The sequence below is a fragment of the Intestinibaculum porci genome, assembly GCF_003925875.1.
GTDB classification, from domain to species: Bacteria; Bacillota_I; Bacilli_A; order Erysipelotrichales; family Coprobacillaceae; genus Intestinibaculum; species Intestinibaculum porci.
On record NZ_AP019309.1, the window covers coordinates 2532812 to 2558203 of the forward strand.

20 protein-coding genes are annotated in these 25392 nt (G+C 37.1%); 5 read left to right on the forward strand and 15 right to left on the reverse strand.

What is annotated here, in order from left to right; all coding sequences use genetic code 11:
• Window positions 1-14: 14 nt before the first annotated feature.
• Window positions 15-2531: a translation factor GTPase family protein gene (locus tag SG0102_RS12015; RefSeq protein ID WP_125120146.1), complete on the reverse strand. Its 2517-nt coding sequence runs from the start codon at window positions 2529-2531 to the stop codon at window positions 15-17.
• A gap of 185 nt (window positions 2532-2716) precedes the next feature.
• Between SG0102_RS12015 and SG0102_RS12020 the strand changes: the two genes are divergently transcribed.
• Window positions 2717-3823: an Ldh family oxidoreductase gene (locus SG0102_RS12020; RefSeq protein WP_125120147.1), complete on the forward strand. Its 1107-nt coding sequence runs from the start codon at window positions 2717-2719 to the stop codon at window positions 3821-3823.
• A 118-nt stretch (window positions 3824-3941) separates the two neighbouring features.
• Here the strand turns inward: SG0102_RS12020 and SG0102_RS12025 are convergent, their stop codons facing one another.
• On the reverse strand, window positions 3942-4178 hold the full coding sequence (locus SG0102_RS12025; RefSeq protein WP_157983047.1) for an Ig-like domain-containing protein: 237 nt from the start codon (window positions 4176-4178) through the stop codon (window positions 3942-3944).
• A gap of 748 nt (window positions 4179-4926) precedes the next feature.
• Between SG0102_RS12025 and SG0102_RS12030 the strand changes: the two genes are divergently transcribed.
• Window positions 4927-6255, forward strand: a complete 1329-nt coding sequence (locus SG0102_RS12030; RefSeq protein WP_125120149.1) for an MATE family efflux transporter — start codon at window positions 4927-4929, stop codon at window positions 6253-6255.
• 236 nt (window positions 6256-6491) lie between these two features.
• Here the strand turns inward: SG0102_RS12030 and SG0102_RS12035 are convergent, their stop codons facing one another.
• On the reverse strand, window positions 6492-8699 hold the full coding sequence (locus SG0102_RS12035) for a S8 family serine peptidase (protein ID WP_162300209.1): 2208 nt from the start codon (window positions 8697-8699) through the stop codon (window positions 6492-6494).
• A 78-nt stretch (window positions 8700-8777) separates the two neighbouring features.
• Between SG0102_RS12035 and SG0102_RS12040 the strand changes: the two genes are divergently transcribed.
• Entirely contained in the window at window positions 8778-9326 is a 549-nt protein-coding gene (locus tag SG0102_RS12040) for a hypothetical protein (RefSeq protein ID WP_162300210.1), read from the forward strand.
• 63 nt (window positions 9327-9389) lie between these two features.
• On the opposite strand, the gene SG0102_RS12045 is transcribed toward SG0102_RS12040, so the two are convergent.
• The 3 genes from SG0102_RS12045 to SG0102_RS12055 form a co-directional block, all read right to left on the reverse strand.
• A complete protein-coding gene (locus SG0102_RS12045) occupies window positions 9390-10202 on the reverse strand; it encodes a phage tail tip lysozyme (RefSeq protein ID WP_162300211.1) in 813 nt (270 codons plus the stop codon).
• Between the two features lie 148 nt (window positions 10203-10350).
• Window positions 10351-11130, reverse strand: a complete 780-nt coding sequence (locus SG0102_RS12050; RefSeq protein ID WP_125120153.1) for a phage tail tip lysozyme — start codon at window positions 11128-11130, stop codon at window positions 10351-10353.
• Between the two features lie 185 nt (window positions 11131-11315).
• A complete protein-coding gene (locus tag SG0102_RS12055) occupies window positions 11316-12017 on the reverse strand; it encodes a beta/alpha barrel domain-containing protein (RefSeq protein ID WP_125120154.1) in 702 nt (233 codons plus the stop codon).
• Window positions 12018-12205: 188 nt separating this feature from the next.
• Between SG0102_RS12055 and SG0102_RS12060 the strand changes: the two genes are divergently transcribed.
• Entirely contained in the window at window positions 12206-13243 is a 1038-nt protein-coding gene (locus tag SG0102_RS12060) for an acyltransferase family protein (protein ID WP_125120155.1), read from the forward strand.
• Between the two features lie 31 nt (window positions 13244-13274).
• On the opposite strand, the gene feoB is transcribed toward SG0102_RS12060, so the two are convergent.
• From feoB to rplM, 4 genes are all read right to left on the reverse strand, one after another.
• Window positions 13275-15614 (reverse strand): ferrous iron transport protein B, encoded by a 2340-nt coding sequence (gene feoB, locus SG0102_RS12065; RefSeq protein ID WP_125120156.1) that lies wholly within the window; start codon window positions 15612-15614, stop codon window positions 13275-13277.
• Window positions 15615-15908: 294 nt separating this feature from the next.
• Window positions 15909-17519 (reverse strand): SWIM zinc finger family protein, encoded by a 1611-nt coding sequence (locus tag SG0102_RS12070; protein ID WP_125120157.1) that lies wholly within the window; start codon window positions 17517-17519, stop codon window positions 15909-15911.
• A gap of 410 nt (window positions 17520-17929) precedes the next feature.
• Complete coding sequence (gene rpsI, locus SG0102_RS12075; RefSeq protein ID WP_125120158.1) at window positions 17930-18322, reverse strand: 30S ribosomal protein S9; 393 nt, start codon at window positions 18320-18322, stop codon at window positions 17930-17932.
• Between the two features lie 12 nt (window positions 18323-18334).
• Window positions 18335-18772, reverse strand: coding sequence for a 50S ribosomal protein L13 (gene rplM / locus SG0102_RS12080; protein ID WP_125120159.1), 438 nt, complete (start codon window positions 18770-18772; stop codon window positions 18335-18337).
• A 633-nt stretch (window positions 18773-19405) separates the two neighbouring features.
• Here rplM and SG0102_RS12085 point away from each other — a divergent pair.
• Entirely contained in the window at window positions 19406-20422 is a 1017-nt protein-coding gene (locus tag SG0102_RS12085) for an IS1595 family transposase (protein WP_125119257.1), read from the forward strand.
• 194 nt (window positions 20423-20616) lie between these two features.
• On the opposite strand, the gene SG0102_RS12090 is transcribed toward SG0102_RS12085, so the two are convergent.
• The 5 genes from SG0102_RS12090 to SG0102_RS12110 form a co-directional block, all read right to left on the reverse strand.
• Window positions 20617-21198 carry a hypothetical protein gene (locus SG0102_RS12090; protein ID WP_125120160.1) on the reverse strand — a complete coding sequence of 194 codons (582 nt, stop codon included), beginning with the start codon at window positions 21196-21198 and terminating at the stop codon, window positions 20617-20619.
• A 3-nt stretch (window positions 21199-21201) separates the two neighbouring features.
• Window positions 21202-21534, reverse strand: coding sequence for a hypothetical protein (locus SG0102_RS12095; protein WP_125120161.1), 333 nt, complete (start codon window positions 21532-21534; stop codon window positions 21202-21204).
• 1 nt (window position 21535) lies between these two features.
• Window positions 21536-22267 (reverse strand): hypothetical protein, encoded by a 732-nt coding sequence (locus tag SG0102_RS12100; protein WP_125120162.1) that lies wholly within the window; start codon window positions 22265-22267, stop codon window positions 21536-21538.
• A gap of 208 nt (window positions 22268-22475) precedes the next feature.
• Window positions 22476-23756 carry an N-acetylmuramoyl-L-alanine amidase gene (locus SG0102_RS12105; protein ID WP_125120163.1) on the reverse strand — a complete coding sequence of 427 codons (1281 nt, stop codon included), beginning with the start codon at window positions 23754-23756 and terminating at the stop codon, window positions 22476-22478.
• A 37-nt stretch (window positions 23757-23793) separates the two neighbouring features.
• A complete protein-coding gene (locus tag SG0102_RS12110; RefSeq protein WP_125120164.1) occupies window positions 23794-25371 on the reverse strand; it encodes a nitrite/sulfite reductase in 1578 nt (525 codons plus the stop codon).
• Window positions 25372-25392: the final 21 nt, after the last annotated feature.

Consider the following 25392-nt stretch of genomic DNA (forward strand, 5'->3'; position numbering starts at 1 on the left):
AAATCAATAAAACATTATTCTTTCGGAAAATCTTCCATCATTGTGTTATGCATCTTGGGATTACGACGATTGAAATCTTCCTGTTCCTGCCTATTTGTAGCTTCGACATCTTTTAACAACTCTCGCGAAGAAAGACGTAAAGCACCATGGCCCACAACAATCTTCTGTTCCAAGTTATCCGATGTCGCCACCATAACCCGGTATTCACTCGAAAGATGTTTCGTCGCTTTTTCAATATACGCATCCGCCGTTTGGGCTACCTTCGTATATACGATATAAATATTATGATATTTCTCTAAAGAGCCTAACTGACCTTCCACCTTATAAGCATCAAAAACTAAAATCAAAGTATAGCCTTTATAGCCTTGATAGCTCGCCATAATATCTATTAACGAATCTCTAGCAGCCCCTAAATTGCTTTGCGCAATCTTTTTCAGTTTGTCCCAGGCAAAGATGACATTATAACCATCCACTAATAAACACACTGGTTTACTTTGACTCACATTGGCTTCGACATACCCTTTTGAGGAAGCGCCATAGAAATCCTTAGCCAATTTTCTTTCCTGCTTGCCATAGGTATTTTCATAAACCCGTTTCACTTCTTCATCAGAAATATTATATGCCCGATGATGTAATGGCGCTAATTCCTTTTGCCTCGTATAAAGCGGTAAATGCATATGCTCATATACTTCATCATAAAGCACATGATAACCAGCGCCATGTTTACAGAAGATACTGCCCGCTGGATGTAATAAGTCATCTTCCGGATGATAACCGATCGCGTCAATAACTTCTTTTTCATTAAGAACCTGATCATAGAAGGGATCACTAAAACTGATCTGTCCAGATCCCTTTGTCATATTCAATAATTTTAACTGATAATCATAAAGGAAACTCACCGGTGCACTTCCTGATAAAACAGCCTGCGTACCATCATCATTGGTAATGGCAGGCACGCCATAATCTTCAAAATCATAGAAAACTTTACTGATCAGGCTGCTTGGCATCGTGATTTCATAATGTTCATAAGGCTCTAAGAGCTTACTTTCACTCATCATTAAGCCTTGTCTTACCGCCCTGTAAGTCGCTTCTCTAAAGTCGCCGCCTTCCGTATGCTTCTCATGTGATCGACCACCTAATAAGGTGATCTTCATATCCGTAATCGGCGAACCCGTTAATACGCCTACATGCTCTACTTCCTGTAAGTGGGTCATAATAAGACGCTGATAATGTGGTGATAAAGAAGACTCACAGGCATTTTCAAACTGTAAACCGCTGCCCTTTTCTCCTGGTTCTAATAAAAGATGGACTTCCGCATAATGACGTAATGGCTCAAAATGACCAACACCTTCGACCGCTTTGGTAATCGTTTCTTTATAAGCAACCTGCCGTGAATCAATCGTCACTTCTTCCCCGAAACGATCTTTGATCAGCTCTTTCAAAATTTCAATCTGCACTTCCCCCATTAAGGAAACAGTAATATGATCGCCATCTTCGATTTTGATATGCAGCAGCGGTTCTTCTTCACTGAGTTCTCTTAAATTCTTCAACATCTGCGTTTTCTGACTGTTTTCAGACAAATGCAACGCATAATGCATAAACGGTTCTAACTCATAGTGAGGTACCTGATAATTTCCAAAACACATGCCTGCCTGCGTTTCTTTTAAGCCTGTCAAGGCACATACATCACCAGGCCCCATATCCTCACTCAGCTGATATTTTTCTCCATTATACTGACGCATCTGATTGATCTTTTCACCAAGCAGTTCATCTTTGACATGTAAGTGCCCACCACTTAAGCGAACAAAGCTTAAACGTTCGCCTTTATCATCATGGGCAATCTTATAAACAATTCCACTTAATACATCATCTTCACGCATCAGCGTATAACGATCAAGTAAATCCATGAGTTCTTTGGTGCCTTCATTTTTGAGGGCACTGCCAAAGATCACTGGGAAAACATGACGATGACCAATCGCCTGGGCGATCGTCGCCTCCTGCATATGCCCATCATTCATATATTCATCAAGCAAGCGATCATCACACATCGCTAAGGCTTCTTCATCATCTAAAGAAACGATATTTCCTGATAACTGCTTTAAATGATCACAAAGTTCTTCCTGGGTGTAATGCGATAAATCCATCTTATTCACAAAGATCACCGTAGGAATATGATAATCCCTCAATAATTTCCAGATCGTTTTCGTATGTGACTGCACCCCATCATTCGCACTGATAATTAAGACTGCCACATCTAAAACACTTAAAGCTCTTTCCATTTCTCCAGAGAAATCAATATGACCTGGTGTATCAATAAGAGTATAATGCGTATCTTTGGTATCAAAAGAAGAGACTTTCGAATAGATCGTAATGCCGCGCTGTCTTTCTAATTCATCATAATCCAGGAAAGACGAACGATCATCAACGCGTCCCTGTTTTCGAATCTTCCCTGATTCATAGAGCATGATTTCACTTAAGGTTGTCTTTCCCGCATCTACATGCGCCACAAATCCCATCACTATTTTTTTCATCGCACCACTTCCTCGTTATCCCTATTTTACCACATCCATGCGCCAATATATATTCTAAAAGAAATATCTTTTTAAGACGCAAAACAATTTTAAAACACAAAAGGTCATTATTTTTTCATCCACTTACCGGTTTTCATCGCTTTTCTAAAATAAAGCGTTTACAATAGTGGTAGGAGGTAATTATTATGGATCAAAGACCATATGTCGATTGGACACTTATTAATAATTTTATGATTGATGCTTTCAAAGCCGTCGGCGTTCCCGAAGAAGATGCGAAAATATGCGCCGACGTCTTATTAGAAAGCGATCGCCGCGGTATTGAAAGCCATGGCTGCAATCGTTTCAAACCTATTTATATTGACCGCATTAATGCCGGTATTCAAAAACCTGTCACAGACTTCGAAGTCATCAAAGACACCCCAACCACATTAGTGGCAGATGCCCATGATGGCATGGGCATGGTCGCTTCTTATAAGGCGATGAATGCAATCATTGAAAAAGCCAAGAAATTTGGAATGGGCATGGCAGTGGTACGCAACTCCACCCATTTTGGCATTGCTGGTTACTGGGCTACCATGGCTAGTAAACAAGGCTTATTAGGTATTTGCGGTACCAATGCCCGTCCATCTATCGCACCAACATTTGGTGTCGAAAATATGTTAGGGACCAACCCCTTAACCTTTGCCTTTCCAACAGATGAACCCTTTGATTTTGTCTTAGACTGTGCGACATCCATCTGGCAAAGAGGAAAAATTGAAGTCTATGCCAGAGAAAGCAAACCGATTCCTAAAGGCGTCGTTATCTCTCAAACTGGTGAGCCATTAACAGATGCCCAGGAAATTTTAGAAGATCTCACCAAAGGCCAGGCCGCTTTAGCACCATTAGGCGGCATCGGTGAAGAATTAGCAGGTTATAAAGGCTATGGCTATGCGACAGTTGTAGAAATCTTATCCGCCGCTTTGCAGGCTGGCAGTTTCTTAAAAATGTTAAGTGGGAAAGATGAAGAAGGTCATAAAACACATATCCCATTAGGCCATTTCTTTATCGTTATTAACCCTGAATTCTTCTGCGGTGAAGAAGAATTCCGTAAAACTGCTGGTGAGATTTGTCGAAGCTTACGTCAGTCAAAGAAAGCCCCTGGTCAATCACGTATTTACACTGCAGGTGAAAAAGAATACTTAGCTTGGTGTGAGCGTAAAGATAAAGGTGTACCGATTGGCGAAAGTGTCCAGAAAGAATTCATTAAAATTCGTGACCGTTATCATCTCAACTATCATTTCCCATTTGAATAATGTTTCAGAGATTCTTCATCAAAGAATCTCTTTTTTGATGACTCCTTTGCTGCTTACGATGAAAAGATGTTCAATCACTTCTGAGCAAACATCTTAAAAAAGTTATTTGACTGTGACTTTAATGTTCACACGTACCGTTTTGGGCATACGCATAAACAGTGCATTTGCCTTTCTTTAAGCCTTTAACCTTCATGCCTTTCACCCGTACAATCTTACTAGAAGAAGATTCCAGTTCTATCTTACGATAAACTTTGATCTTTCCTTTCAGACTGGCTTTCACTTTCACACTCTTGCCTTTTTTAACTTTCAGTATTTTAAACGTCTTGATCTTCGTCACCGTCTTTCCTGTTTTCACATAGATCGCTCTGCTGGAAGTTCACTTTTAACCATTTGAGTCCATCGCTACAACCATGTACTGATGATAAGAATTCTTCTTCATTTTCTTATGGATGTAAGAGGTCTTCTTCACTTTCCCTAATAACTTATATTTTTTACGAAGCGTCGTGCCAAAGACAATATATTTCTTAACCTTCTTAACTTTCTTCCACTTAAGCTGACTGCTTTGACGTGTTGTTTTACTCTGTCTGGCCGTAACCCGCGTTAAGTGGCATGTAATGATGGTAATCTAAAGATAACCAAAAAGGATCACATAACTTACCAATTTGGATCATTTAAAATCACCAAAATTGGTAAATCTAAACGATCCAAAATGGAAAATAAAATGATCCAAATTGGTGTAATTTATATTGACATCATTAGCATGCGTCAAATCAGCCTTTTGAGAAGATGTGACTGCTTTTTTAATAGCACTTCATCCATTCGTATTGACAGTTTTCCCCTTTGACTTTGATAAAGGTTTGCTTGTACTTTGAGTAACTGGTACATCCGTCTGATGTATTTCTTTTTCTGCTTATTAGCCTTAAATCTTACATTTCATTCTCATATTTATTCCTTCATTTAAATCCTATTATTCTATTTTAGGTATCTTTTTCCGTGCTTTTCCACAATATCCCAAGAAATTTTTAAATTAGCTATTTTAAGTTTTACGTTCCTTTTTTGCATCCATTCCGTATAATAATATATAGAAATGAGGATTTATAAAAATGTACTACGATCTAACTAAAGGACCTATTACTAAAAACTTAATCTTATTTTCATTACCAATGATCGCCGGAGACCTGCTCCAGCAGTTTTATAATATCGCGGACACCCTGATTGTCAGTCGTTTTATCGGCTCCCACGCTTTAGCTGCTGTTGGCTCTGCCTACGCCCTTATGACTTTCTTAACATCTATCTTTATCGGTTTAGCCATGGGTGTAAGCAGTTTATTATCTATTGATTTAGGCAAGCAGGAAGAAGAGCGTTTAAAGAGTACCATTGTTCACTCCTTCTTCCTCATCATGAGTATTACCATCATCCTAACTATACTCGTATATCTAGGAATCAACCCAATCCTACACTTTTTACAGATTCCCCAGTCATTATTGTATGGCACACAGACATACTTACTTATTATCTTTAGCGGTATGATTGCCGTTGCTCTTTACAATTTTATTACCTGTATCTTACGAGCTGTCGGTAATTCCCTTACTCCCCTTTATTTCTTAGGGGTATCAGCCCTCATTAACATCATCTTAGATTTAGTTTTTATTATAGTCTTTCATATGGGTATCGGTGGCGCTGCTTTAGCGACAGTTATTGCCCAATATATCAGTGCCATTGGAATTACTCTCTATTTTTGTAAACATTGCCAAGCCTATATGCCAAGGAAAAGACATTGCCATTATGATTCACAAATCCTTTCCGAAATCACTAAATATTCCTTATTTACCTGTCTCCAACAATCCTGCATGAACTTTGGTATTTTATTAATCCAACGTTTAGTCGATAGTTTTGGCGCCATTACCATGGCCGGCTTTGCGGCAGCCGTTAAGATTGATACCTTTGCCTATTTACCAGTTCAGGATTTTGGAAACGCCTTTTCTACCTTTATCGCCCAAAACTTTGGTGCGCACCACAAAAAGCGCTTACGCTCTGGAATTAAGATTGCCACGTGCGTAAGCGCGCTATTTTCACTAATATTATCTTTATTAGTCTTTATCTTTGCCAAGCCGCTGATGATGCTATTTGTGAAAGCCCATGAAATTCAAGTCATTTCTTCTGGAGTACGCTACTTACGTATCGAAGGCGCCTTCTATGTCGGCATTGGCTGTTTATTCCTCTTATATGGCCTCTATCGTTCTATCGACAAACCACAAATGTCATTAGTATTAACCATCATCTCATTAGGGCTTCGTGTTGTCTTAGCCTATGCTTTTGCCCCCATTTGGGGAGAAGTGGGCATTTGGGTATCGATCCCTATCGGTTGGTTTATTGCTGACACATTTGGTTATTTTTATTACCTGCGTCACCGCGCTACATTATTACCATAATAAAAAAGAGAGTGCACGCTATAAATAGTTGAAGCCAATAGTCATGCACTCTCACTGCTTATTATCATCAAACTTTTAAATATGTCAACCCTATTTACTATAGGTAAAACAATATATCCTGATAACAATATTTATTTAATACGAATTATAACTATTAAAAGTGAAATGTAATAATAGCGTTCTTTTCTATAAAAAACGATTATAAAAAATCCCACCTCAAATGAGATGGAATTTTGTTAGTAATCCATAATAGCCTTTTCAATAGAGCTTGAATTATATTCTTTTGTCGTTGAAGCGTGAAGTCTGGCATCCATAATGCCTTTATTCTTTTGGTATGTCTTACTATCTACGCCAGAGACATCCCAAATATAAGAGTTACCAGTGATTTGTCCAATATGAACAGTATTCATACCACTTGTTCCAATCTTATAGTAACAGTCATATGTCGTCTTATCTTTCGTATAAGAGGCATAGACTAAGTTACCCTTTTCACTATAGCCTTTATTACTTAACTGTGGACCCATATCCATCTGATAGAGATGTTTATTCTTATAAGTCACAAAGTAGTTAGATGATGAACCAAAGACCATTAATTCAGGCGTATTGTTGCTATCTACTTTCCATAAAGCATAACTTGTCCCAGGATGGACTTTAATAAAGTTCACGTATTCTTCTTTCCACTTTTCTTTATCTAAGACAATATCTTTGATCTTCTGATTCTTTGTATTGATCGTATATTTCTTCGTATAGGTCGCATAAAGACTGCAAGTAGCTTTTAATTTTGTTTCTCCAATCCGCGCTTTTAAAGTATACTTGCCATCATCTTTCGTCGTATAGGTAGAAATTGTCTTCCCTTCAGCAGATGTACTCACCGTGACATTTTTCATCGGTTTCTTATTCTCATCTAAGATTCGCCCTGATAATGTCGTATAAATCGGATGATCCTTTAAGATCTGGTGAATCGCTGACTTGGCATTAATCATCGTTAAATCATTCGTTGCCACATCAGCTGTATTAATAATGCCATCTAATAACTGCGTAATAGATAAAGAATGGTTCATCGAAAGCAGTAAGGCCGCTAAACCAGTGACATGAGCCGCTGCCTGTGATGTCCCTGATAAATAGCCATAATCACTATTAGATGAAGGTAATACTGAATAGACATGATCACCCGGGGCTAAAACATTTACCCTTGTGCCTCCTACAGAATAATCAGATACCTTATAGTGTTTCTTATGTAAAGAGACACTGCCAACCACCATAATCTTAGAACTTAAACGAGAATCATCAATATAATTGAAGATATTCCAGTAAGCATCACAGTCACCTTTTAACTGATCACCATAGATTTTCGCATTATAACGATTCCATTCCCCGCGATCATCATAAAAGCCTTTCTTCCCATCTTTCTTCACTAGTTTCTTATAGCCATAAAAAGCATCATCAACCTGAATGTACTTAAAGGCATTCGCATTACCGCTAGAAGCGACTAATAACGAAGGATGTTTAAACTTAGAAATCGAATAAGCTAATAACTTACTCATTCTGCGAATCGCATTTTTCGCATTGGTATTGCCTTCTGTCGCCGCAAAGCTTAATTCATCACTGCCAATACTTAAGTTAATAATCTTACACCCTTGTTCATTTAAAATATGAAAGTTGGTCATAATTGAATAAATAGACGTATGCTTTTCTTCACAAACACCATACATTGATACTTTCGGTGCTAATCCAGCAACACCTTCTTTATTGGTACTATTAGCGCCAATAATCCCTGCGATATGACTGCCATGATCCGTATCTTCACTGTTTTCCCCTAATACCGTGAGCTTTCCTTTTAAATCTTCAGCATCACTATCAAAGCCAGTATCAAGAATACCAACATTAACACTTTTCATTAATGACTGATACTGCCATCCATATGGTGCATTGATCGCTTTCATCGACCAGTTCGATCCGCCATAACGATGTTTCCAGCTACCTTGTTGCCAATAAGGCAATGATTCATCATCAATGGTAATCGCATAGTTTTTAGAAACGTTATAAACATATTCGAAGTTTTTGACTTTATTGAGTCGTTTTGATAGTTGATCAAAACTGATACCATCAGGAAAACGAATGAGAAAAGACTCGTCAAAAACATTTTTCCCCACTAGCTTACAGTTATAAAGTCTTTGCACGTGATCAATGACTTTTTCCATATGTCCCTTGGTATAAATAATCATCTCATTATTATAATAACGTTCACCAGATTCCATCGAAGTCTTAATGTGTGAGTCTTCAGATACCGATGCATAAAGATCTTCCGACGAATACTGTGATGCATCTCTCTTCGGTGAAAAACGTAATCTATTATAATAAGAAAGTCCCGCAATTGCGCAGGCAATGCAGATCAGGACCACAAACAGTGATGCCCATGATTTTTTTAGTTTTCTCTTTCCCATAAGAAGCCCCTTTCGATCTCTCATTATAATACAAAACAATACATAATAGTGATACAATAAGTCAATAGAGGTGGAAAAATGGAACCAAAGTTTAAAAATCAAAGTGTAAAACTCATGTATCAGCTCTATCAGGAATTTGATCATGGTGAAATGAACGATGCCTTAGATGGCTATCGCAGTAAACGAACCCAATCGGAGCTTTCTTGTAACCATATTTTATTTAGTTACGTAGACAGCTTATTAGATCAAAGTGATCTTGATCTCACTTATGCCACGCTTAATGTCTTACCAGAGACATTAAACAATTTATACCAGGAGATGCAAAAAAAGTATCTGATCAAAAAGAATCGTGAACAGATCGTTAAAATCCTTTCAGCCTATTTAAGTGTCTTAGCCTTAAACATGCATGATTTAGATTTAACCTGTCATTTATCTGATGAAGAGATGACCTGGGGCTCTCATTATCGTATCAAAGTCAATGATCAGGACCTATTACCTGCTATTTATGAAGCGACAAGCATCGATGATAATCAGTTAATCATTGATCATGACGCTTTAAATGATGCTTATCAAAGTATCACTCATGTCTCTTTAAAAGATTACATGAATCCGATTATCTTAAAATAAAAGCGGTTATCCCGAGATAACCGTTTTTTATACTTTAAAAGCCGGCATTGACCGGCTTAAGCATTATTTTTTCGTTGAGTATTTTAATGAAACATAACCTGTTTTACCAGAAAGTTTCACTTTACCCCATTTAGCATTTTTAACTGAAGAGACTTTCACTGTTGAACCTCTTGAAACATAGCCAATAACTTTACCTGACATCGCCGCTTTTGAACGCACATTCATATCTAAGTTAGTGGTATATGTCCCTTTTGTATACTTAGCGGCTGAAGTATTATCATCAGCTACATTGTTGTCCTGATTATCATCAGTCGTTACAGCGTTATTAGATAAAGAAGCGTCAGTCGCAATGGAAGTATCAGAGTTCTTATACTTTGTGAAGTAAGTAGAACGAGCTGTAGCACCACGCTGACTTGAACGATACACTTTATTAGCTGGTCTTTCAAAGACATAACAGAACTTATAAGCTGCATTGTAAGCACCGCTCGCTGTATTGTCTACAGAATGTAAGTAGCTGTATAAGCTGCTGTAGCCAGTCTTTAACTCATAGTCTAAGAAAGCCACCTGACCATTGATCGAATAAGCAGAATAGCCATGATTTCTTGCATAAGAAATCAGGTTTGTCTTACGCCCGCCTAACCACTGACATAAACCGATCGAAGGACCAGATTTAGCGGTAGGGTTAAAGCCTGATTCATGATATAAGTTTGATAAAATACCAGATGCGGCAGCGGTATTATAACCATATGTATTTGTCAACAGGGAATAGATTGATGCTTCATTAGAAGTGGCACCGATCGATACTGAGCTGGCAACCTGTACCCCTAATGCTAAAACTAAAACTAAAGCCCCTAAACACTTATATAATTTCTTCATACATGTCCTCCTCATCTGATACGGAATTTTTTATTACGGCTACAACTTTACCATGACATGGAAAAACTGTCAATATATTCTTAAGATTTTCTTAAGAATTACGCAAAGTCATAAAGTCCCTTTCTAAAATTCAAAAAAGCCACAAAGGTTAAGCAACCTTTGTAGCGTATTTTAATGAGAAGTATTTTGTTTTACCATTTACTTTGTAAGCAGCCCACTTCTTATTCTTGATTGTTGTGACTTTCACTTTTTTACCTTTAGCGACAGATCCAACAGCACTAGAATTAACTGATGGTTTGGCTCTTAAAGTCATTGTTAATCTTAACTTATAAGTACCTGGTTTATATGTTTTTGAACTCTTGTTAGCTTTCACGGCTGAAGTACTTGCAGAAGACGCTTTTCCCGCAGCCTTTGAGCCTTTATACTGCGCAAAGAATGATCTTGCTTTATTACCGCGCTGACGAGAACGAGATAACTTATTGGCAGGTCTTTCGAAGTAATAACAGAAAGCATAACCAGATGAATAAGCACCACTCGCATTATTAGGGGCCGCTTTAATTCTTGAGTAAGCAGCTCTTTCAGAAGTCTTTAATTCATGAACTAAATAAGCAACCTGACCTTTCACTGAAGATCCTGAGTAACCTAAACGGCCGGCATATCTTCTCATAGCAGATTTACGCGCTCCAGTCCACTGCACTAAGCCATAGCAGACACCGCCAGCATTTGGGTTAAAGCCTGATTCATAATAGATATTAGAAACGATTCCTGAAGCCTGTGCTCCATTGAAACCATATTTTGTGGTTAATAAATTATAGATCTCACGACCATTAGATGATGCAGAAGTCGTTAACCCATGAGCGAAAGCTGCCGCTCCGATCGCTAAACATAATGTCAGTACTAAGGCAAAGATACGCTTTTTAGATTTCATAAAATCCCTCTTTCTTAATTTTCTTTTTCTTTTATCTTAAAAAAGTCTTTCACATTTCTTAATATTTTCTTAAGTTGACGCTCTCTATTCTATCATAGAGGAGCCATATGTCAACACTAAATCTTAAGAATTTTTTAAGAAATATATCACATATCTTTGATCGAAAGAGGAATTATCCTGTTATATTAACGATATTTGGTCATCATCGCACTAAAGAGTTCCGCTGTTGTTGGCGGCGTATAGGTAATCGCATTCGCCCCCGCTTCAATCGTTTTCAGAATCGTTTCCCCACTCTTGCCGCCGCTGGCAATGATTGGCAAATCCGGATAGCGCGAGCGGATCGAACGGACAACATCCGCCGTTTTCGCACCCGCTGCCACATTAATAATAGAAGCGCCAGATTCTAAGCGACGATCAATATTGGTGTCTTCCGAAACCACGGTAATGATCACCGGAATATCGACGGATTTGGCCACCGCTAATAAGTTCATATTCGTGATCGGGGCATTTAATACGACACCCATCGCGCCCTGCGCTTCGACATCTTTGGCTAAGCCAATCGTTCTTAAACCATTGGTTGTCCCGCCGCCGACACCGCAGAAGACTGGAATATAACTATTGGAAATAATCGCATTAGAAATGGCCTGTTGGGGCGTAAACGGATAAACCGCAAAGACAGCATCAGCATCACAGTTACGAATAATCGCAATATCCGTCGAGAAGACAAACGACTTAATGCGTCGTCCATAAATAACAATCCCGCTGGCTTTATATACTTCTTTGGGGATCTCTAAGATATTATGTCTTAATTTACTAGTAATTGTTGGGACTTTTTTCTCATCTTTTGATTCAGTCACCAAGATTTCTTTATTTTCATTCGAATCCATAAGAACCCTCCTCTTCACTTCTCCATTATAAATGATCTTTTATTACTTGGAAATAAACTTTTGTCTTTTTAAAATAGTCCCTTAAATAAGCCTTAAACGCATAAATTTTATACATTCTTTACAAAATTTAACCTTGAAACCCACATATTTTCGTTTTACAATGCAGGTGCTTACAAAGGAGTGATTTCGTGAAACTCAATTACCATATATTATCAAAATACCGTACCCCACTTATGGGCATAGCCATGATCAGTATTATCTGTATGCATTACTTTGAAGATTTAACACTCTACTTTAGTCAAGGCACCATCGCTTATGCGATTGGCCGCAGCGTCCTTGATGTCGTCTCCACCTTTGGCGTTGAAATCTTCTTATTCTTATCAGGTATTGGATTGTTCTATTCCTGGCATAAAAAACATGAGCTCATACCTTTTTATAAAAAACGTTTCAGTCGTGTCCTGATTCCTTATTTAGCCATCGGCAGCATCTTCTTTATTATTTACTATATTAACCGTGGCTTTGATCCCTTTAAATTTTTCAAAGGCTTATTCTTTATTACCTTCTTTGAACGAGGCTTCAGAACCTTCTGGTACATCTTATGTATTATGCTCTGTTACTTATTATTCCCATTCATTAATCATTTCATTAATGATTCCCATCATGAATTACGCTCTTTAATCGGTTTGATTGCGGCTACTATTTTATTCAATACCGCTATCGCCATCATCAATCCCGCTTTATTCGATAATATCGAGATTCTCTTAACCCGTTTACCCATCTTTATGATTGGCGTCTATTTCGGTAAACTTGTCTATGAAGAAAAAACCATTTCTCATAAAGCTATTTTATTCTATTGTCTCTGCTTTATCGGTGCCATCACATTACGTGTTTTCAAAACCAATATCGGCTTACCATTCTGGGGTGTCTACCAGCGTTATATTGCGGCTTTGTTAGCCTTACCAACAATGTTAATGTTTTCCGCGGTGCTAGAATATATCTCAAATAACATGATGCAAATCCTCAATTTCTTTGGGAAACATTCCTTAGAAATCTTCTTATTCCATATGTGTTATCGTTATTTCTTTAGAGCCTTCCATCTGCCAACCATTTATTTCCCTAATGAATGTCTGATGGTTGCCCTCTCCGTCTTCACCGCAACACTGTATAGTTACTTCTATACGAAATCTTATCAAAGACATCCCTTACGATTCACCTTCTCCCATTAAAAAAATGGTTCCGTCTTGGAACCATCTTTTTTTATAGAATCATCGTGCATAAGTACACAATAAAAGCACAAAGATAAGCTATCCCACACTGGAATAACACAATCACACAAGCCATCTTTCCCCCTAATTCACGCTTGATCGAAGAGATCGCTGCAACGCATGGTGTATACAGTAAACAGAAGACTAATAATGATAATGCTTTAGCTGGTGTTAAAACTGCCTGCAAGGCTTTGGTTGAACCAAATAAGACTGATAATGTCGAGACAACTGATTCCTTGGCCATAAAGCCTGAAATCAAGGCTGTCACAATGCGCCAGTCTGCAAAACCAACCGGTTTAAATAATGGCGCTAAGAATCCAGCAATAACCGCTAAGATTGAATCTTTAGAATTTTGTACAACATTAAGGGAGAAGTTGAAAGTCTGTAAGAACCAGATAATAATCGTAGCTACAAAAATAACGGTAAAGGCTCTTTCCACAAAGTCTTTCGCTTTATCCCATAACAGTTCTAAGACATTTTTCGCACTTGGCATACGGTAATTTGGTAATTCCATGACAAAAGGAACAGCTTCCCCTTTGAAATACGAATTCTTTAATACTAACGCCGTTAAAATCCCAACGACAATACCTGTGATATATAAGAATAACATCACTAAACCCCCGCGATGCGGGAAGAAAGCAGCGGTAAAGAAAGCATAGATTGGCAATTTCGCCGTACAGCTCATAAAAGGAATCATCATGATCGTTAATTTTCGATCACGTTCACTCGGCAGCGTACGCGTCGACATAACCCCTGGCACGGAGCAGCCAAAACCAATCAGCATCGGTACCACGCTACGTCCCGATAAACCAATCTTACGTAACAGTTTATCCATGACAAAGGCAATACGCGCCATATAACCAGAATCTTCCAAAATGGAAAGGAAGAAGAATAATGTGACAATAATTGGTACAAACGATAACACAGTTCCTACCCCATTGAAAATTCCATCAATGACTAAGGAATGCACAACACTGTTAACATGCCATAAAGTAAAGGCATGATCCACGACATGAGATAAAGCCCCAATGCCATCTTCTAATAAGCCTTGTAAGTAGGCTCCTATCACATTAAAGGTTAAAAAGAAGACACATCCCATAATGAGAACAAAAGCCGGAATAGCCGTATATTTTCCCGTCAAGATACGATCAATACGTTCAGAACGCAAACGTTCTTTCGATTCTTTTGGTTTCTTTACACAGGCATCAACAACTTTCATAATAAAGCTGTAACGCATATCCGCAATCGCCGCACTGCGATCTAAGCCACGTTCATTTTCCATCTGCTTAACGATATGTTCGATCATTTCTTTTTCATTTTCTTCTAACGCTAAGGCCTGAATAATACGATGATCACCTTCCAAGGCTTTCGTCGCCGCAAAACGTAATGGTAAGTGGGCTGCTTTGGCATGATCTTCAATCAAATGCATCGTGGCATGAATGGCACGATGGACAGCACCGCCATAATCATTTTCCCCGCAGAAGTCAGTAACCAGTGGTTTTTCCTGATATTTAGCGATATGAATCGCATGACGGACAAGTTCGTCAATCCCTTCATTTTTCGCAGCGGAGATCGGTACCACTGGAATACCTAACATATGTTCCATTTTATTAATATCTACGCCGCCGCCATTACCAATCATTTCATCCATCATATTTAAGGCTAACACAATTGGCGTATCAAGTTCCATTAACTGCATCGTTAAATACAGCGAACGTTCAATACTTGTTGCATCGGCAATATTAATAATCCCTTTGGGCTGTTCATCGAGAATATAACGACGAGAGACAATTTCTTCAGTCGTATAAGGCGATAAAGAATAAATTCCTGGCAAATCTACCACCTGGGTTTCACTATGATTTTTAATCACTCCGCTTTTCTGATCAACAGTGACACCAGGGAAGTTCCCCACATGCTGATTAGAACCCGTTAGCTGGTTGAATAAAGTGGTTTTCCCTGCATTCTGGTTCCCCGCTAAAGCAAAGGTTAGTGTTGTCCCTTCCGGCAAAGGATGTTCCTGTTTACGGTCATGATAACGTACGCCATCTTCACCTAAGCCAGGATGTTCATGAAATTCCTCACCCTTATTATGTATATGATCTGTCTTTTTGACTTTATGAACAGTGATATTTTTTGCATCATCACGGCGCAATGTTAACTCATAGCCATGAATACGCATTTCAATCGGATCACCCATTGGTGCATATTTGACGATGGTAACCTCTGCGCCAGGGATCAGACCCATATCTAAGAAATGCTGGCGCAGTGCTCCATTACCGCCGACCACGTCGACGTAGCCTGTTTCACCTATTTCTAATTGATCTAATGTCATTATTAATAATCCCCTTTCTACAGGGTTATTCTACACTAACCTTTCACTCTATTCAAGAATGATAACTTTCATGCCATTACATGTTTCTCCCCCGCTTAAAAATCATTAATGGTCTTTTCATCACTTAAGTCAATCCTTTTCGCTTCTAAAACCTATTCAATGTGTATGACAGGGAAACATCTTCCAACTCTTTTCCAAAACAATCCCTCATCTCATCTTACTTATTTTATGTTCTATAAATCACACCTAAGACAATTAAAAAACATTTAAGCTTACACCTAAATGTTTTATAAGTTATGCCTGTTCACTTAAAGCGATCTCAACTGCCTTTAGTTCATCCTGCATCGCCCGACGGTTCCGATATTTTGATCTAAACTTCGATAATAAAGAGATCACTGTATCTTTCGCCCCATCAATTGCCAACATTCTATTCATATGATAAGCAATAGAGCGGTATGTATAACGATTAGAGGTACGTAAAGCCATTTCGTCAATGTCTTTAGCCATCGCCGTAATGAGTCTGTCACTATATTGATCTTTTAATACATCCATGTATTCTTCCAGATCAGATATTGAGCCAAAATTCTCTAAACATGACATCAGCTGATCATACATACCTTCTTCAAAATAAATATTCTTTTTCCCAATACTTTCTGGAATGCGATTGAAAATATCATTTCGCTTTTGATTCCAGTCATCTCCAATTACATCTTTGTATTCATGATAGTAATCTTTATTATAAGGATGCTTGAAAAAGAGATCTTCCAGTGTTTTGAAATAAGCCTGATGATTACCTATCTTCTTATAGAAATCCTTCAGCATTTCCATATATTCAGTATTATCCCGATCGGGCATTTCTTTTAGTAATTGTTTGAGTTCTTTTTCAAAAAGATCATATTCTTCACAATCTAACAGATAATTGCATACACGTTTCGCCATATCACGTTTAAGCATTGGATGCAGACTATGATATTCGGTTAATACTTGCTCGATAGGTGCATGATTATTGATATGACTTTCAATCAGGAAATGGGTATAATCCCGAAACCCATCATCGTCATCCATTAAATTTTCAATCGCATCATTAAAACGATCTACATATTCTTTAACAGTCACTTTTGTCAGGGCATTAAGCAGATATTCCTGATCATCACAGCGAGGATCTTTAACAAGTGACATAATCTTATCGTAATAGATATCTAATTCTTCTTGCGAAGCATCACTCAATAATATGCCTAAATAATCCCCTAAATGCTTGAACATCATACCCAGACGCCCATCACTATCATCGCATTCCACATTGAGCAAAGCATCATATGTGGCTAAAATCAAACAGAAAGCATGTTTACGGTTTTCCTCCATGCAATTATGAATATCTTCAAACACCGAATTCATTTCTTCATCAAAATCAGGCATCGCATAATAATCAATAAATCCTTTTGCCGTATTCCTCTCAACAATTCCTTCCATATACGCGATCATTTGCATCAGATCCTGCTCATCTAAAGCAATATGGGCAAATCTTTTAAACGCTTCTAACTGCCTTGGATCATTTCTAAAAAGCTGCGCCAAGAATGCATTTTTAGTTCCTTCATTAACTTCCGCCACAAAATCATCAAATTCATCACCATCCGCTAAGAATGGTAAATCCCCATACGTAAATTTTACCAGCAAAGCAGCTTCATGCTTGCAAGGCGTGCCATTTTCTCCATAAGGACAATCACAACTCATTTTCTTCACTTCACCAGATGCATCAAAAGTAATCTTACAATGATATTTCTTTGTCCCATCCACTTCACCCGTTAAGACATGTCCATCCATCTTAACATGATGGACCCGATCATCACTGTAGTAACCCATTCCTCTTTTAAAGATCACATCATCAAATAAGTCTTTGTATCCCATTCATACCACCTCTGCCAATATTTTATCAAATCATCTTATTCATTTACACCTACATATAGAATATTGTATTTAACATATGATTCATTCGTGTTTCTTATTAGCCATTTTTGCGGATTTCCGCATTTTTAACTAATAGAGTAGCAGTCAAGACTTAGTCAAGCTCAGTTCCTATTAGCTATTTTTACGGATTTCCACATTTTTGGCTAATAGAATAGTAGTCAAGGCTTATTCAAGCGTGATTCCTATTAGCCATTTTTGCGGATTTCCGCATTTTTGGCTAATAGAATAGTAGTCAAGAGTTATTTAAGCTCAGTTCCTATTAGCTGTTTTTGCGGATTTCCGCATTTTTGGCTAATAGGATAAAAGGGCAAAAGAAAAGATCCCAAAAAGGGATCTTTTGAACATGAAAATTAACGTTTTGAGAACTGTGGTGCTTTACGAGCTTTCTTAAGACCGTATTTCTTACGTTCTTTCTTACGTGCATCACGAGTTAATAAACCAGCAGCTTTTAAAGTTGGTCTGTAATCTTCACCAGCTTCAAGTAAAGCTCTAGCGATACCATGACGGATAGCACCAGCCTGACCGCTGTATCCACCACCGTATACATTAACCTTAACATCGAACTTATCTTTAGTTCCTGTTAATTCTAATGGTTGGTTGACGATCTGAACAAGAATATCTGACTGTAAATATTCTCTAGCATTTCTACCATCGATTGTAACGTTACCAGTACCTGGTGTTAAGATAACACGTGCTACTGATGTTTTTCTACGTCCTGTTCCTCTGTATTGTACATTAGCCATTTAATCGTCCTCCTATCCCTTAATTTTCAATTCTTCTGGCTTCTGAGCTGCATGTGGATGTTCGTTACCTGCGTAAACAAATAATTTCATACCCTGTGCTCTTCCTAAAGTGTTGTGTGGTAACATACCTTTAACAGCATGTTCTACAAAGCCTGTTGGATCCTTTTCTAAGAATTCCTGAGCAGTCTTAACTTTAAGACCTCCAAGCCATCCAGTATGATGGTAATATTTTACGTTCTGTAATTTCTTACCAGTCATTCTGACTTTGTCTGCATTAATAATAATAACATAATCACCAGTATCTACATGTGGAGTGTAAGTTGGTTTGTTTTTACCTCTTAATACAGCGGCAACCTGTGATGCTAAACGACCTAATACCATGTCAGTTGCATCAACAACGTACCATTTCTTTTCAATAGTGGCTGCATTAGCCATTGTTGTTTGTCTCATTTTCGTATCTCCTTAAATTAACCTTACCGGGGTCTTTTTTAATGAGTTTATTTTCTAGTCAACGATGGACTTGATAAGATGATCCATCTCCTATAAACAAACAAAACAAACTTTTAGGGCAAAGTCCCCCTAAAAGACAATATACATTATAAACAATCACCTTTTTTTGTCAATCACGAATTGTATAAAAATCACGATTTTTCCTATTCATTTTTTACTCTTGTGAAAAAGCCTCAAGAAGACTTCAAAAGGATAACCGCATCGGGACTACTACTAGGCATTAACAATATTATTTAACGTTCTCCGTTTATATATGTATGACCTTTTTGATTATTCTTAATTCATAATTTATATGTCACATTGACTAAAAAAGTCAACTGAATATTGAAAAGATCTCACTCAGGCATTCAACCAATCCAGAGTGAGATCTCATAAAGCTAAGAATTCATAAATATGTAAAAAACTAAAGAATAAATAATATTATTATAGCAATTATCTACTTTGAGCAAGACGTGTTGTTAACAAATAAGTGACTTTCGCATATAAACTCCGTATTTATCCCTTTCAAGCGATTTATTGAACATCAGGATATACGTATATTTGCTAAAATATATAGTACCTGGAGGTATTAATATGGAAATTCAAAACATTGCTGCTAATTTATCTAATATTAAACTAGATCAATTTCAAATTGAACAGATTCTTGATATGGTTGAGGAGTATATTGAAGCTAATGAAACTGCGTCTACACCTATCATAGAGCATTGCCCAAAATGTCCTGAAAAACATCCTAAAATGATCAAAGCAGGACACACAAAAAGTGGCAAGCAAATGTATAGATGTAAAAGCTGTAATAAACGCTTTGTAGCGGATACCGGTCAATTAACTTTCTATTCACATCAGAGCCTTTCAAAGTGGAAAGTTGTTCTTAAAGATACACTCAACGGTTTAGCTTTACGCGAAACTGCATTCAAAATCGGTGTGCATTATGTGACTGTATTTAGAATGCGTCATAAGCTACTTCATTTCATTGAAATGATCCTAGCTAATGATTCTGTAGGTGATGTAGCTGAAATAGATGAGAAGTACATCCTGGCGAGTCATAAAGGGACTAAGCTGGAAGGCGTTGATCCTCGAAAACATGGATCAATAGCACCGAAACCAGGCATAACTGATATTCTAGTATGTATTATGACCGTAGTTTCCCGAGGCGGAAATACATTTATTCACACCTATAATACCGGTCGACCTACTGACGTGAATGGCTATGAATTTTGTCAGCATATTGATAAAGAAAGCTACTGCTTTACAGATGGTATCAATATTTATGACTGGAGTCTGAAAAAACGAAATTGCGGCGTAAAGCATCTAAAACTCGATGAGTATACAAAAACTGATCATTTGAATACTGTAAATGGACTTCATTCATTTATTGAATCAGAAATCATCTATTATAGAAATATATCAACAAAGTATATAAATAGATATAACTCGTTATTTATGATCCAATATAATTTCAGAAAACTTAATATCAGCGAGAAAGTTACAAAGCTTTTAGGGATGCTGAGACAGCATCAGCAATATTTCTACATTCGCCAGCTCAGTAAAGAAAGAATATTTAAGTTTAGCAATAGTATATTCGATCTGTAAAAATAAAGCTGATGGAATTTATGACTCATAGAGAGAAATTAAATTGCGCGCTATAAACTAAAAAATATATCAAGTCACTAAATTGTTAACAACACGGAGCAAGAAGCTGTCGCTAAAACTAAACATAATACATTAAACTACTAATTTCAATAAAACTTTAGAGCCCATATCAACACCAACATGTAAAAAGAATTTCACTTATAATTGAAATCATTGTTTCTTTCTTCTAATGTCCCACTGTCTTCTTTTCTCATAAAATTTACTGTTAATTTTATAATCAGCAAATAGTAACCTATTTGATTTAATGATGCATTACGATGAATTTTACCATTTTTAATATTTTCCAGAATAAGATCTTTGTTAATACTGGTCATATAATCAAAGCAAATATACTTATCTTCCATACCAATTGTTGGGATATACATATAATTATAAATGCGATTATTTTTCAGTTCTTCTACATTACCAATAAATCCGTTTATCGGCAACACCGCCGCAAGTACCAATTTATTTCTTTGATCAATATGGCATGATGTAGAGATAACCATTGCATCTGCCACAAAGGTATTTGAATAACCATCTCTATTAATATAATAAAAAGGAATATTCGAAATAACATCACCCTGAGATAACTCCCTAAGTGGACTTAAGGTCAAATATCTAATGCATTCTCCATCTTTTTCAAATTGATCAATTGCATATTTTGCTGCATCCTTAGTGTTTTGGGGGACGTTAGGCAATACACTGTCTACAAAATCAATAAATTCCTTCAACATATATTAAAAAAACTTCACCCCAGTATTAACAGAAATACTTTCGATATAATCTTCAACCGACTTTTGCTCCTCCTGAGTCGCTTCACGCATCGGCCCAAACAGATCCTCAGCATCCCGTTCTAATGTTCTATAAGAATAATCAGTCATAATATAATTATTTTCGTATTCCATATTTGGATCTGTTCTATTAAATTCATAGACATATTCCTTTGGCAATTTATTAGATACCCTTTGATAGTTTACAGGGAGCGTATAATTCAAATAGGTGGGTACAACTAATAATCCAGCCACGACAACAGTTTCAGAGATATTTGGGAAAAATTTTTTAGGTTCCACTTTACAACTCTCCTTTCCTAACTAAAGTTTCTAATTTATTATTAATAACGTGATCCATATAATAAATCAACTGTTCTAGCACATCACTACCAGAAACGTAATTTGGATTATTATTAAAGCCATAGCGATCATTAATATCCAATATAACGCCAACTGATTCTTCAATCTGATTTTTAAAGCTTAAGTCGCCTGCCTTAGCTATATCAACTCCTGACTTAAAAATACGTGCATCTTGCAATGTAATATTCGTGTAAATCTTATTATCTTCCACAAATGTAAACTTAATATCAATATCATATAAATCATTTATATTTTTAGATTTAATTAAATTATTTGCAATAACATTTGTGCCATTCTCTTTAATATCATCAAATAATATCGTTGATACTAATCCTATATATTCATAAGAATCTTTAGTAATAATATTTAAAAGATCAAAAATACACCTCATTCTTTCTTTAATGTACTGAGAACATTTAGCCCAATCCATTTCAAAACCAGCATTATAATTTACATTAAAAGTAGTTCTAATCGGTGAAATAAGAAGTTGACCATGTTCATTTACCGTTTGAACCATAATTCTAGGAATTTCTAACGGCGCATTATCAGGAATCGGTAATACAGTTCCTAAATTAAAATATTTATGCAACTTTTCCTCATTATTGATGTAAGCTTTTTTAATACCATCGATCTTTTTATAATTCACAGTCACAGATGTATTTTGTATTAACATGACTTCACCTCCACCTCGTATTTCCATTATACCACATAATTTTACTTTTTAGATTATTTACCATTTATCTTCATAAACAAATCCAAATTCAATAAAGGACTCTAAATTACAACCAACATTTCGATAAACTTTGTTATCTCATATTTAATACATATTTCAACTTTTTAATCACGAAAAAGCCTCAGGAAGACATTCCTGAGACTCTCATTTATTTCACTTTCACGCTTTTAGCGGTTGAATAAACAGAATAATATTTACCACTTTTATTAATATAACAGCGCACTGAGAATTTATAGCTTCCTTTCTTTAAAGAAAGCTTTGCTTTCGTTTTCGCTTTTCCTTTATAGGTTTTCGTATATGTTTTCCCGTTTTTGATATAGCGAACAACATAACCCGAAGCCTTGGAATTCTTTAACCAAGTCAATGTCACTTTACGTTTCTTGACTGAAGCTTTCTTAATTTTTGTACGATTGAGATAAGCAGCTGATTTGATATTACTTACATCAGAAGTGACACTTTCATTTTTTGCCACAATTTTATAACTGTAACGCTGACCATTTTTTACGGCACTATTAAGAAATGAAGTTGCTTTGACATTCTTATACTTCACCCATTTATTAACTTTACGATAAAGATCATAAGAAGTCGCCCCCTCGACAGCATTCCAAGATAACTGTAACCCATTAGACACATTCTTTAATTTTAGTGTCGGAGCTTCTAATGTCACTGGTGTTTCTTCATCAGAGGTTGCTTCTTCATTTTGTGATTCATTGACTGGTGTACTACCTTTTAAAGATAAATGATAATAATCAATCACCGCCTGCGCATCCGCTTCACCCATCGCTTTTAATGAATCATCATTACTTAAGAACGCAAAATCCTGATCATTGTCAATAAAACCATGTTCCATAATAAAGCCGGGAATATTCGCATTCACACTGGCACGTACGATATAGTAATAATCGGCTGCGGTGTTATTGGGATATGTCGTGGTACCACTATTACGTAGTAAATCTCCATTATTGACCATCCCGCTCGTCTGAGCTTCATACTGTAAAGCTAAATCACTGATCCCTTTCGCAACATCGCGTAAATGAGAACGATAATGACCATTACTAATGAGGGCAAATAAACCATTGTCTTCTTTAGAAGCAGAACCTTTCGCATTAACATGCACACTAAATAAAACATTGGCTTTCATCTTTTTCGCATAAGCGATGCGGCTTGACAAACTGACTGTCGAATCATCCGTTCTTGTCATATACACTTTGACACCATCATACTGCGATAACTTATTATACATGGCAGTAGCCATCTTAAGGTTCATATCCTTTTCATAATACGTTTCATCATTGTAATTGACATAAGCGCCTAACTCACTGCCGCCATGGCCCGGATCAATCACCACAACCACTGGCGTTTGGCCATGCACAATCGTGATTGGTAAAAATAAACTCATTGATAATAATACTGCTAAGAATTTCTTCATAAACTCATCTCCATGAGGTTATTCTATCATAGTTTCCTTAAGCATGAATTAAGCTTTCAAAATATTCTGTTCCTTTATTTTGTACATAATGAGCATAGCTTTCTGTAGACGCTTTATGCGTGAGAAAGTCGGCAATAAGAAGATCCGCAATCTTTTGAACCTCTTCAAAGCTATAACGGCCTTTTAATGTATAACCAAACTGCGCTTCCTTGCCTAAAGCCCCGCCAATCGAAAGCGTAAATGCATCGACCATTACACCATTTTTCTTCATCTTCCCGCCAACTAGTCCTAAATCAGCGATCGCCGCATGAGCGCACTGATGGGTGCAGCCCGTCACATTGATTCTAAACGGCGCTTTAAAGTCATGTCTTTCTCCTAAATAATCATAAAGAGCTTTTAAATAATACTTCGTATCAATTGGCGCAAAGTTACAGTATTTATTCCCTGTACAGCTGGCGCCATAGCCTCTTAAATAATCAGGTTTTAAGGATAATGGACAGGCCTTTTCAAAATCTTTCAGATGTTCTTTTGGTAAGTTAATCACTAATAAACATTGTGAATTGGTTGTTCTTAACTGACCATCACCATACTTTTCACTTAATAAAGCCACCTGCTCTAATGCATCAGCGCTCATCATTCCCGAAATAACATTCAATCCGGCATAATAAAGACCATCCTGCTTCTGTTTATGGAAACCATGGAAACGACCATATGTCCACTTTCTTGCATAATCACGACCGCCTTTTTCTAAATCAGGCATCGCTTTTAAGATTTCTTCCTGCAGTTTTTCTTTACCCCAGGCATCTACTAAATGTTTGAGACGACAATGCGTTCTCTTTTCTCTAAAGCCATAATCTCTAAAGATCGTAATGACCGTTTTAATAAAATCTAATGTCTCTTCCGGTTTCACAAAGAAATCCAGTTTCACCGCTAAATGCGGATCACGTGAAAGGCCGCCGCCAACATAGACATGGAAGCCATCCACTGTTTCGCCATGACTTGTTTTCACCGCCGGGACAAAAGCGCAGTCATTAATACCCGCAAAGCCAACATCATGCGGATTCGCCGAAATCGATAATTTAAACTTTCGTGGTAAGTTTGAATATTCCGGATTACCAGTTAAGAATTCCACTGCTTCATTCACTAAATTTGAAGTATCAAATAATTCTTCTGGATCGATCCCCATTAATGGATTGCCTAAGATATTTCTTGGTACATCACCACAGCCGCCCACGCTTGTTAAACCGACTTCCGCAATCGCTTTACGAATGGCAATCGCATCCGCTAAAGTAATATTATGAATTTGAATACATTGACGAATGGTAATCTGAATTTCATTCTTACCATACTGTTTTGCGAGCTGAGCAATAACTTTTGCCTGCTTGCTGTTAAGCTGCCCAGAAGGCAGCTTAATACGAATCAAAAATAAGCCATTCTTTGGTCTTTGGGCATATATACCTGCCCACTTTAAACGTTCCACATCATCCCAGGCAATGTCTTCAAAAGATTTTTTAGCTAACTGAGGTAATTCATCAATAATGGCTAAGCCATCTTTTTCTAATTTCGCTATTTCATTTTTATTCAGGTTTTCTCGATCTTTCCATACTTGTTCCATACTTATACCCTTTATTCCTAT

Coding starts and splice junctions, on each gene's coding strand:
- SG0102_RS12110 (WP_125120164.1), bottom strand. CDS start 25,371: ATGGAACAAGTATGGAAAGATCGAGAAAACCTGAATAAAAATGAAATA.
- rplM (WP_125120159.1), bottom strand. CDS start 18,772: ATGAGACAAACAACAATGGCTAATGCAGCCACTATTGAAAAGAAATGG.
- feoB (WP_125120156.1), bottom strand. CDS start 15,614: ATGACATTAGATCAATTAGAAATAGGTGAAACAGGCTACGTCGACGTG.
- SG0102_RS12030 (WP_125120149.1), top strand. CDS start 4,927: ATGTACTACGATCTAACTAAAGGACCTATTACTAAAAACTTAATCTTA.
- SG0102_RS12090 (WP_125120160.1), bottom strand. CDS start 21,198: ATGTTGAAGGAATTTATTGATTTTGTAGACAGTGTATTGCCTAACGTC.
- SG0102_RS12105 (WP_125120163.1), bottom strand. CDS start 23,756: ATGAAGAAATTCTTAGCAGTATTATTATCAATGAGTTTATTTTTACCA.
- SG0102_RS12040 (WP_162300210.1), top strand. CDS start 8,778: ATGGAACCAAAGTTTAAAAATCAAAGTGTAAAACTCATGTATCAGCTC.
- SG0102_RS12085 (WP_125119257.1), top strand. CDS start 19,406: ATGGAAATTCAAAACATTGCTGCTAATTTATCTAATATTAAACTAGAT.
- SG0102_RS12100 (WP_125120162.1), bottom strand. CDS start 22,267: ATGTTAATACAAAATACATCTGTGACTGTGAATTATAAAAAGATCGAT.
- SG0102_RS12035 (WP_162300209.1), bottom strand. CDS start 8,699: ATGGGAAAGAGAAAACTAAAAAAATCATGGGCATCACTGTTTGTGGTC.
- SG0102_RS12015 (WP_125120146.1), bottom strand. CDS start 2,531: ATGAAAAAAATAGTGATGGGATTTGTGGCGCATGTAGATGCGGGAAAG.
- SG0102_RS12070 (WP_125120157.1), bottom strand. CDS start 17,519: ATGGGATACAAAGACTTATTTGATGATGTGATCTTTAAAAGAGGAATG.
- SG0102_RS12050 (WP_125120153.1), bottom strand. CDS start 11,130: ATGAAATCTAAAAAGCGTATCTTTGCCTTAGTACTGACATTATGTTTA.
- SG0102_RS12045 (WP_162300211.1), bottom strand. CDS start 10,202: ATGAAGAAATTATATAAGTGTTTAGGGGCTTTAGTTTTAGTTTTAGCA.
- SG0102_RS12020 (WP_125120147.1), top strand. CDS start 2,717: ATGGATCAAAGACCATATGTCGATTGGACACTTATTAATAATTTTATG.
- SG0102_RS12055 (WP_125120154.1), bottom strand. CDS start 12,017: ATGGATTCGAATGAAAATAAAGAAATCTTGGTGACTGAATCAAAAGAT.
- rpsI (WP_125120158.1), bottom strand. CDS start 18,322: ATGGCTAATGTACAATACAGAGGAACAGGACGTAGAAAAACATCAGTA.